This window comes from Rhizobium sp. BR 315 (assembly GCF_050577975.1).
GTDB classification, from domain to species: Bacteria; Pseudomonadota; Alphaproteobacteria; order Rhizobiales; family Rhizobiaceae; genus Rhizobium; species Rhizobium miluonense.
In genome coordinates this window covers 1-552 of sequence record NZ_JARWKZ010000181.1, presented here as the reverse complement: position 1 = coordinate 552, position 552 = coordinate 1, and the positions used below count along the sequence as shown (strand labels likewise).

Below are 552 nucleotides of genomic sequence, written 5' to 3'. Positions count from 1 at the left end.
CGTCAGGCTGCCTTTGTGGGGGGAATGGGAACTGTTGTCGCAATCGCCCAGACGAAAGCAGCGAGCTCGCGCGCGATGGCGACAGTGACGATGTTGGTGGGGCGGCCGCTGGCCTGCATGCGCCGGTATCGCTGGCATAGTCGCACTTGCGCCTTCCAGGCGGTCGCCCTGATCGCTTCAGGCAGCCCCTCGGTTCGCTTCAAGATTTCCTGGCCGACACGCGCAGGCAATCTGTAGGTCCATGCGCCTCTCATGTCCGTTTTCAAGAGTTTGGGCATCGGTTTTTCGCGTCGCCTTTTTCATCGTCGACGAGGGACAAATATGCTGCCTATTGCAGGACGCGGCGGCATTGAGACGACGGTTGATCAGACTCTGATGCGCGGGTTGAATACCGCAGGACCGTGGTTCGTCTCGGGCCTTCCTCTGTCTCACATGGCGCGTGTTGCCGTTTCAGGCTCGCAGAATCACAACGAGGGTTGCCCTGACCGGCCGCCACGCCCAACAATAAGCAGCGTGATGGAATTAAACCTTTCTCCTTTGTATTTGGCGCCC

Annotated in this window: 1 protein-coding gene and 1 pseudogene; one reads left to right on the top strand and one right to left on the bottom strand. The window is 59.4% G+C overall.

The window, feature by feature from the left end:
- Nucleotides 1-2: 2 nt before the first annotated feature.
- Nucleotides 3-254: pseudogene (locus tag QD409_RS35655) on the bottom strand (IS110 family transposase); the annotation flags it as partial.
- Between QD409_RS35655 and QD409_RS35650 the strand changes: the two are divergent.
- Nucleotides 253-552 (top strand): hypothetical protein (locus QD409_RS35650; protein WP_430765071.1); only part of this gene is annotated, 300 nt, incomplete at its 3' end. The pseudogene QD409_RS35655 and the gene QD409_RS35650 overlap by 2 nt on opposite strands.